Source organism: Arenibacter sp. 6A1 (assembly GCF_012272855.1).
Taxonomy (GTDB): domain Bacteria; phylum Bacteroidota; class Bacteroidia; order Flavobacteriales; family Flavobacteriaceae; genus Arenibacter.
In genome coordinates this window covers 1-9,978 of sequence record NZ_JAAXCQ010000035.1, presented here as the reverse complement: position 1 = coordinate 9,978, position 9,978 = coordinate 1, and the positions used below count along the sequence as shown (strand labels likewise).

Here is a 9,978-nt window from a genome sequence, read left to right as displayed (position 1 = left end):
GTTCCTCTAAGTCCAATCCCTAAAACAGCAACTTTTAATTTCTCCGTATTTCTTTTAAACGATTTCCCTAAAGATATGTTCGGAAGAATAGCAATACCGGCCGATGTCATAGCGGTCTTTTTGATAAAATTTCTCCTGTGATTCATTGATTCTTAATTTTTTGAAAAAGTTGTAGCAACAAATATGGCTTTTGTATCACTTTTTTAGGTAGAGAAATTTTGCAATTTAGGGGTAGTTTTTTTGTAATTACATTATTTTGGTAGTGTTATGGATTAGAAAATTAATTTTTAAAAATGAAATGGCTCTGAAGTTTAGTTCGGAAAGTCTAGAAGAAATGGTTTTAATTAGGATGAAATGTCCTTTTTATAAATCTTCTTTTTTACGGTATTTTTTCCTTTTTGAGAGGTTTTAATCATCTTTATTCTTTTAAAAATAAAAGCATTTTAAAGCTACTATAAATGTAGAGCAACAATTTAAAAAGTGATATCCGTTATCTAGGAGCTGTATGGCAATTAGTATTCCTACATTAAAATGAGAAGTAAAAAAAAATGGTTTACCAAGCACTAAAAATAGTGCCGGGCAAACCATTACAGTGATTAAATGTATCCTTGGCCCCGGAGGGGGTGTCTGAAATTGTTATGCTTCTTTTTGTTACAGAACTAGTTCACTTTAATTAAGCTGAGTTCTCCATTGTTTTTGGCAATTAAAATAGCCTTACCATTCGCTAAATTAATAAGGGCAGCATCCTTCACATCGCCCTTGGCCCAAAGATTTGATTCTTGGTTGGGCAAGTATTTAAATTCTTTGTCGTTGGCCCCCAATAACAGAAAACCATAGCTGGCATCGTTTCTAGGAGTTTCTACTTCTGAACCGTATAAGTTTCCAAGCAATAAAATATCCTTTTTCTTGTCTTGGTTATAATCATCTACAAATATTTTATTTACAGAAGATAATTGTACTCGGTTGGGTAGGGCTGAAAAAGTGAATGTGTCCCCTTGGTTATACAATATAGAAGAAGCAAAATCAGTGGCTTCATAAGAAATACCTTGGTTGAGTTTATCGCCGTATATTTCATTGATCGATGCACTTCCAAACTCATTATAGGTTTTAAACTTTTCTTTGATAAACGGCATTTGGTCAGATGAACATTGACGTCCGCGAACCGGATATACTGTACTGTCTTGTTGGTAGCCTAAAACAATATCTTCTTTTTGGTTATCATCGAAATCATTGATGTACATGTAAAATGGTGCTTCAAAGCTTGCCTTATACTTATAATTTAATCCTAAATTCCCAGCAATGATATCCATATCTCCATCATTGTCTATATCATCTAAGGTTAAACTACTCCACCATCCTATATTTTTATCCAAGCCGTAAGCTTTGGTCTCGTTTTTAAAATACCCTTCTTTATTTATGAAAAGTTCTATAGGCCCCCATTCATTGGCCACCAATAGGTCTGGGTAGTTGTCACCATTAAAATCATGCCATACCGCGGAGGTTACCATGGTGTGATTGGCCATTTCAGGAATTACCGAGTCGGTTACATCTGTAAATTTTAGGACCCCATTGGCACTTTGGTTTTCCAAAATATAGCTCTTTGTCAAACGACCATAATGCCCAGGTAATATTCTACCCCCTACAAAAAGATCCAAATCCCCATCTTGGTCATAATCGGCTGCAACAACCCTTAATCCGCTATTGGTGATTTTTGGTAGTGCAGAAGTAGATTTTTTAAAGTTTCCGTTGCCGTCATTTTCATAAAGACGATCTAAATAATACAAATCATTTGGAGCTTTTTCAGACCCACCACTGATAACGTATAGATCTAAGTCACCATCATTATCGGCATCGAAAAATATAGCTCCTACATCTTCATGGGCGCTATCCTTGGCAAAAGCTTGTGTAGTACTGCTAAATTCACCTTTTGAGTTTTGAAGGAATAATTGGCTAGACTGATCTTTGGCTCCGCCAATAAAAAAATCGTCTAATCCATCACCATTAACATCAGCGACTGCCAAGGCAGGGCCTAGTTGTGACATTCTGTGTGGTAATAAGGTTTCCTCTAAAAAGTCGTTAAAATCGTTTTCCGTATGCTTAAAGTTTATTTTCGAGGATTTTGTAATGTCCTGGAATATACCTTTTTTAGGACTTGGATAGTCATATCTCTCAACCGTTTCCTCATTGTAAGCCAAAGCTATGGTTTTGTTGATAGGCACATTTTTAAATACTTCATAGGTGTTGTTGGGCCATATAACTTGTACACTGTCTACCTTTTTGTCGTCCCCAATTCCAAAATGTAAGGTATGGGCCATGGCAGACTGGAATCCTCTGGTGAAATAATGTTCTAAAAATTGTTTGCCAGATTTTGAATAAAGGATAACACGCGCACCAAGGGCATTTATATTTTCCGAAGTACCGCGTAATTTAATGGCAACATGGTTATTGTTATTGGTGTTGCTATTGTTTTGGTAAATGAAAGATATACTCGAGGAATTGTTGACCACTATATCTAAGTCTCCATCATTGTCAAAGTCGGCATAGGCCGCCCCGTTAGAATTGGAAAGGGGTTGCTCAAAGTTTTGTTTGATGTATTTTAAGTCTTCTCCATTATTCAGGAAGAAATAATTTTCTTTTTCCCTAGTAGGCATTTTGCTCAATAGGTCTGCTATATAGGACTCGGTCTGGATTTCTTTTTTCGCAATAACCTCTGCTTGTTTTTGCTTTCTGTAGTTGACAAAATCGTTGTTCCTGAAATCTCTTTTAATACCATTGGATACGAACAGATCTTTTTTTCCGTCGTTATCCATATCAAAGAATAAAGGCGCCCAACTCCAATCTGTACTGGTGACTCCCGCGATTTGGGCAATATCGGAAAACTGCGGATTGCCGCTTTCTCGATTGATGCCACTGTTCAGTTGTATGGCATTATACATGTATTGGTGGTGCAATCCTAAGCCTACATGTTTATAAAATTTAGCCGGATTCATGCCACTCATACTGGTTTTTTGGGTGTAATTGTCCTCTGCCATCATATCCACGGACATAATATCCAATAGTCCATCGTTATTGATGTCGGCGATGTCGTTCCCCATCGAAAAGTTGGAAACATGGCCAAAGGCATCTAAGGATACTTCCCTAAACGTGCCATTTTTATTATTGATGTATAGGTGGTCTTTTTCAGAAAAATCGTTCCCTACATAAACATCGGGCCAACCGTCATTGTTAAGGTCGCCTATGGCTACTCCTAAACCAAAGCCTAGGACATTGTTGATTATTCCGGCTTCATCGGAAACATTTACAAACTTACCATTGTCGTTACGGTATAATCTTTCCCCTCTAAATTCAGATTTTTGGTCGATTAATTCCTCCATCAAATTCTCATCGTATAATTCGATTCCGTGGTTGATGACAAACATATCTAAATCACCATCCTTATCATAATCAAAGAAGGTTGCTTGGGTAGTAAAATCTGGAAAGTCTAAACCGTAGCTTTGGGCTTCATTTTTAAAAACAGGAATACCTTGGGCATTGATGCCTTGATTGATCAATAATTCGTTCCTTCTTTTGTTAGGGTCCGAGATTTTTCCAGATTTGGAATAATAGATATCCATTAAACCGTCATTATTGATATCTACTACGGTAACCCCAGTGCCAAAACCATATCCGCCGGTAGCATTGGCGGCTTTGGAAACATCTTCGAATTGCATGTTTCCCTTGTTAAGGTATAATTTATTTTCCGAAAGGCTGTTGACAAAGTATATGTCGACTAAATCATCATTGTTAAAGTCGGCTACAGCTACTCCGGAACCGTTGTAATAATATTCATAGAACAAGCCGTTCATATAGGTGTTCTCTTTCAGCTCGTTTAAAAAGTTTATACCGGTAGTTTCTGCCGATAAAACAGTATACAGTGCTTCATTTTGTGTGGGAGCGTCTTTTATGTCTGTTTGCTTGGTGTTGCATGATGCTAATAAAACGCTTAAAATTAACAGGGTCCTTTTCATGATGTGAAGATACAATTTATGGGTAAAATAAAAACCCATTTAAACAAAGTTTAAATGGGTTTGAAGGAATAAAATAGCTAATTCAAATCCTAATTTTATTCGTACCCAGGGTTCTGGGTCAAATTGGTATTAATGTCAATTTCGCTTTGTGGAATTGGCATTAAATAATCCCTGTCATTCCAGTTTCTGGTCTCCCATATAGCTTTTCCGGTTCCGATAAGGTTACCCTCGCTGTCCATGTCCATTCTGTAAATGTTCAACACTTCTGGGTTTCCGGCAATACGCCATCTTCTGATATCCCAGAAACGGTGTTCTTCGAAGGCGAGCTCTATTCTTCTTTCGTGTCTTACTTTTTCACGAAGTTCGCTCTGTGTACTCAAAGTAATCAAAGGCATATCGGCTCTTTCTCTCACTTTGTTGATCGCTGCAGTAGCTAAATCTAGATCTTGTCCAGCTTCGATTAAAGCTTCGGCATAGTTAAGATATACTTCTGCCAAACGGATAAATACCCAGTGCTGAGTGCTTATTTGATTGTGGTTACGTTCTTCTTGGATGAATTTCTTTAAAGAATAACCGGTTCTGGTAAAATCACCATTGGTAGCAATTCCTGCATCTCCACCTGGTCTGTGGTTAATAGTAACCCCTTTCCATTGTGCACCGTCATATAGGATAGAAGCATAAAATCTTGGATCTCTACCTTCATAAGGGTTAGACATATCATATCCAGAACCTGGCTCTTCTGGCTTTAAACCAGTATCTTTCATTTCGTACTGGTCTACCAAATTTTGGGTAGGTCCTGTACCGCCCCATCCGCTGATAGGACCAGTAGATTTTGGAGTGTTAAAAAGGTTGGCATAATGTCCTTTGTCCGGATCTTTAAATTGTACGTCAAAAATCACTTCTGGGGTGTTGTCGTCCAAGAAAACATTTTGGTAGTCCGAATCCAAAGAGAAGGCCTCAGCATCTAGAACAGCCTTTGAGGCAGCCGCAGAAGCTTCGAATTTTCCTTCGTATAAAAGAATACGTCCTTTTAATGCGGTAGCGGCAGCCCAGCTTCCTCTTGTACTAGAAGCAGCATTGCTGTTTTCGAAAATACCCGCAGCCTTGTCCAATTCAGAAATAACAAAATTTAAGGTTTCTTCCTTGGTACTTCTGCTCACCAATAAATTTTCATCTTCTAAAGATTGTGGCTCGGTAATAATAGGCACTCCTCCGAAGGTTCTTAATAAATAAGAATAATAAAAACCTCTTAGAAAGTGCGCTTCTGCCTTTAGTCTATTGGTTAATCCTTCAGATCCTTCTAGTTTGTCGTAATTTTGAATAAAATTGTTTAACCTTCTGATCTGTTCATAGGCGTTAGACCATAATCCGTTAAAAGGCGAATTATCGGTAGTGATATTCGACGGATTAAAAATGGTGTTCGAAGCTGGCCAAGGATAAGAGTTCTCCGCATCATCGGTCGCTGCATCCAACATATACCATCCACGGTTGAAACCATGAGGTATACCAGAATAAACCTTGTTTAAAAATACTTCAGCAAAGGCCGGGTCCGTGAATATTACTTCCGAAGATATAGCTGTCTGTGGGTCTAATTCAATGGAGTCACTGGTACAAGAGTATTGTGCCGAAACCAATAAAATTAGCGCTAGTAATTTATTTATTTTTTTCATGATTAGTTAAAATTATAATTGAATATTAAATCCAAGGTTAACTACTTTTTGTTGTGGGTAGAACCAACCTCTTTGCTGTGGGTTCTCTGGATCTAATTGTTTGATTTTTGACCAAGTAGCCAAGTTTCTACCGTTTAGGTAAACTCTTAGTTTATCTAAGCCTAATTTCTCGGTTACTTGCTCAGAGAAGGTATAACCGATTTCGATGTTTTTGAAACGGATATAATCTCCAGACTCTAACCAGTACGAAGAAAATCTTTCGTTAACAGCGTTATTCGATAAAGAAAGTCTTGGATATGTTGCACCAGGGTTTACTACGTTGCCATCGGCGCCAATTTGGGCTCTGTCCAAGTGAGCGTCAAATACCTTTCCACCGTTAAAGAAAGCAAATGCAGCTTCGTTGGATAAGTACATGTCAAAGTTTCCTGCACCTTGGAAAAGGGCGGCAAAATCCCATTGTCTGTAAGTGAAACCTAGGTTAAGTCCGAAAGTTACTTCCGGAATATTTCCTTTCCCGATAACGGTTCTATCATCGCTGTTGACAATACCATCGCCGTTGATATCACTGTATCTAATATCTCCTGGTTTTGGATTTTGGGTTTGATATACAGCAGCTGAATTTCCTGTTTGAGTTTTAGCATCAGCGTTCGCAGCATCTATTTCTGCTTGGGTAAGCCATAATCCGTCAGCCATATAACCGATTCTAGATCCGGCTTGGATAGGTTTTCCAGTACGCTTAATTAAATCGTTTACAGATTCGGACTCAGCAATATCAATTACTTTGTTCTTGGCTATACCAAAGTTGAAGTTGGCGTAATACTGAAACTCGTTGATGTTATTGTTGTGGTTAATAACAACTTCCATTCCCTTGTTGTCCACAACACCAATGTTTTGTAATGGCAACTGTCCTCCAAAAGTTTTTGGAACTTCCAAGGCGCTAGTGGTTAGGATATCCGACGTTCTTTTGTAGAACATATCGGCCTCAATAGAGATAAGGTTGTTCCACAATCCTAAATCGATACCAAGGTTGTAGGTCTTCGCCTTTTCCCAAGTAGTTGATGGGTCAGGGATACCGTTACTCGATAGGGTTTTTACAACATTCCCGTTATCTACGAAAGCTTCGTTAAACGAAAATACTTCAATATAACGGAAAGCACCAATGTTGTCACTTCCTAGTTCACCATAAGAGGCTCTTAGTTTTAGGTTGTTTATAACCTTAGAATCACTTAGGAAATCTTCTTGAGAAATTCTCCAAGCAGAAGAGAAAGATGGAAAAAATCCAAATCTAGATTCTTTACTAAATTTATAAGACCCATCATATCTACCGTTAAATTCTACTAAGTACTTACTGTCATAACTATAAGTGAATCTACCAGCATATCCCAAAATAGCAGTTTCATAAGTAGCATTGCTATTGGTTCTTGTAGATTCGTCCCCAGCGACGAAATAGTCAATAGAAGTTCCTAAGAAATTTGTTCTGCCGGCACTTAAAATATTAAATTCGGAAGTATTTCTAGAGAAAACGAATTTACCACCAAGATCGTGTTTTCCCAAGGTGGTAGCATAATCTAAGATAGCTTCAGTAGTTAATTGGTACCCTTGTGCTTGTGATTCGAATAAACTCGCAGTTTCTCCTCTGTCGGCCGGAGTACTTACAGAAAACTCACCTGTGGTAGGGTCGTAAGAGGTGTAGGAGGTAGGAATACTGAAAGATTTTGATCTTCCCACGAAATTGTCGCGGTCAGTGTTGTTTCCTCCTGCAGAGCGGTCATAGGCCACTTGGGTTAGTAAGCTTAAGCCTTCTGCAAATGGGAAATCTATTTTTAAAGCCAGTTTAGATTGAAAAGCAAAATCTTCAGAATCGTTATACCCTCCATTTTTAATTTTAGGAATGTTACTAAAAGTGCTATATCCTCCATTTGAAAATTGGTTGACCTCTGTGGGTGGTGTTCTCATGATGTTAGAAAATAAGGATCCAGTGCCTATCCCAGGACGGTTTTTATCTTCCAAATTACCACTGAAATCTGCTTGGAAATTCACGTAATCAGTAACGTCTACATCTATATTGGTTCTAAAGTTAAAACGGTTATAGCTGTTGTTGTCATACAAACCACCTTGGTGTAAATACCCTAAAGAAGTGTAATATCTGGCCTTCTCGTAACTTCCCATCACACTAACATCGTGCGATTGGATCATGGAGTGAGAAGCTAGGGTCTCGTCTATCCAATCGGTGTCTGGGTGGGTATCTGGGCTAGAACCGTCTTGGTATTTTTGTAAATCTTCAGCGGTGTAGGCCGCAGGTTTACCATCGTTAATGTTAGCTTCATTATATAAGGTAGCATAGTCATATGAACCTAAGAAATCTGGCATTCTTGTTGGTACCTGAATCCCAGAATAAGAATTTACACTTAATTGAGGTTTGGATGTTCCTCCTCTTTTAGTAGTAACCAAAACTACCCCGTTGGCGGCACGCATACCGTAAATGGCAGCTGCTGCGGCATCTTTAAGAACACTGATAGTTGCAATATCATTTGGGTTTAGAGAGTTAATGCTTCTTGGGATTCCGTCTACCAATACTAATGGTGAGTTAGAATTTAAGGAGCTTAAACCTCTAATGTTGATACTGGCAACATCGGCACCAGGCTCTCCTGATGATTGAACAGTTACTACCCCAGCTAGCCTACCAGATAAGGCGCTACTAACGTTGGAAGTACTGTTTTTTACAAGATCGTCCGACTTTAAGGTGGCTATAGATCCGGTTAAATTTACCTTCTTTTGTTTACCGTAACCTACAATAACTACTTCTTCTAGTTGAGCAGCATCTTCTTCTAAGGCTATTGTGTAGTTGCTTTTGCTTCCCACTACCAATTCCTTGGTTTTGTACCCTAAATAACTGATGACAAGTTTGTCATTTGTGGTTGCCTGAATGGCAAAAAGACCGTCAAAATCGGTGGCGGTTCCAGTAGTTGTATTTTTAATAATAATACTTGCCCCTGGAATGGGATCGTTGGTGGCGGCGTCTACAACCGTACCTGTAATACTCCGTTCCTGTGCTTGCACAGAATACGAAAGTACTAACACGAGAAGGAATAATCCTTTTGTAATTAGTTTTTTCATTGATTTAGTTTGAATTAATATTTAGTTGTGTTTGTAGTTTAATAATTTTCTTTCATCCAGTTGTATGGCGCTCTTTTTATCCAGTTTCCTCTTGTAAAATCAGGGAAATCCTGTGGGGCTCCGTTATTTTCAATAGAGAGTTCGGATAATGGTGTAACTGCACTCCATGCTGCCGCGTCATAGGCATCCATAGGTGGTGCTATATTTTCCTTGGCCGATTCTACAAAGGCGTTTATTACAAAAAAGTCAATACCGCCATGGCCTGCTTCGGTAGCGCCGCTTCCGTGCTTCTTCCAAAGTGGGTGGTCGTATTCCTTGATATAAGAGTCCATGTCTTCCCAACCATGCCCTTCGGTCTTTCCTTCAATATGGATCCTTTTGGTATGGTAGTCAAATTCCGAAATACCGCTTACACCTTGTACTCTAAAGCCTAAAGAATAAGGTCTTGGCAGGTTACAATCGTGGGTTACAATAATAGTTTCTCCTTTGGCGGTTTCAATGGTAGTGGTAATTACATCGCCCTGTTTCCATTTTATTTTAGCGTTTGGATGGTCTGGCCCTCCATTAGGGTGGTTTACGATATAGTTGTGCAGTCCCAATGGTTTTGAAGCGTGAGAAGTTAAGGATACAAATCTATTGCCTCGGTTTACATCGGCCATTACTGCTATAGGCCCTAAGCCATGGGTAGGGTATACATCGGCATTTCGCAATAAGGAATGTTGGGTACGCCATCTGGCTTCCGAAGTTCCCTTTTCGCCAAATTCAACGCCACCACCATAAGCTTGCTTGCCGTCGTTGAATTTTACGGCCCTAAGATCGTGTTGGTAACCACATCTAAAATGAGACAGTTCTCCAAAAAGGTTTTGTTTTACCATATTAAGCACCGCCAATACATCCTGACGGTAATTAACGTTTTCCAGGATCATTAAATGAGATCCGGTTTCTTCGTGGGTGTTCACCAGGTCCCAGCACTCTTCCAAGGTATTGGCTGCCGATACTTCCAGTCCGGTATATTTTCCGGCTTTCATAGAATCTACCGCCATTCTGGTATGCCATAACCATGGAGTAGAGATCACTACTGCATCAACATCTTTCAAGGCCAACATGTTTTTGTAGTCCATGTCGTTTTTTCCAAAGACTTTAGCCTTTTTCTGTCCAGCTTTTTCTATTTTTTCTTGAGCTAA

At 39.0% G+C, this 9,978-nt stretch carries 5 protein-coding genes; all 5 read right to left on the bottom strand.

Features of this window, described 5'->3' with window-relative positions; translation table 11 throughout:
• On the bottom strand, positions 1–146 hold a 146-nt coding region (locus HCG49_RS18895), incomplete at its 3' end, for a twin-arginine translocation signal domain-containing protein (RefSeq protein ID WP_168470910.1).
• A 513-nt stretch (positions 147–659) separates the two neighbouring features.
• Positions 660–4,007: a VCBS repeat-containing protein gene (locus HCG49_RS18210; protein ID WP_168470909.1), complete on the bottom strand. Its 3,348-nt coding sequence runs from the start codon at positions 4,005–4,007 to the stop codon at positions 660–662.
• Positions 4,008–4,102: 95 nt separating this feature from the next.
• Positions 4,103–5,677 carry a RagB/SusD family nutrient uptake outer membrane protein gene (locus HCG49_RS18205; RefSeq protein ID WP_168470908.1) on the bottom strand — a complete coding sequence of 525 codons (1,575 nt, stop codon included), beginning with the start codon at positions 5,675–5,677 and terminating at the stop codon, positions 4,103–4,105.
• 12 nt (positions 5,678–5,689) lie between these two features.
• On the bottom strand, positions 5,690–8,794 hold the full coding sequence (locus HCG49_RS18200) for a SusC/RagA family TonB-linked outer membrane protein (RefSeq protein ID WP_168470907.1): 3,105 nt from the start codon (positions 8,792–8,794) through the stop codon (positions 5,690–5,692).
• Between the two features lie 38 nt (positions 8,795–8,832).
• On the bottom strand, positions 8,833–9,978 hold a 1,146-nt coding region (locus HCG49_RS18195; RefSeq protein ID WP_168470906.1), incomplete at its 5' end, for a Gfo/Idh/MocA family protein.

What these genes read in the sequence shown, in the direction of transcription:
- HCG49_RS18210 (WP_168470909.1), bottom strand. Translation starts at nt 4,007, where the DNA reads ATGAAAAGGACCCTGTTAATTTTAAGCGTTTTATTAGCATCATGCAAC.
- HCG49_RS18205 (WP_168470908.1), bottom strand. Translation starts at nt 5,677, where the DNA reads ATGAAAAAAATAAATAAATTACTAGCGCTAATTTTATTGGTTTCGGCA.
- HCG49_RS18200 (WP_168470907.1), bottom strand. Translation starts at nt 8,794, where the DNA reads ATGAAAAAACTAATTACAAAAGGATTATTCCTTCTCGTGTTAGTACTT.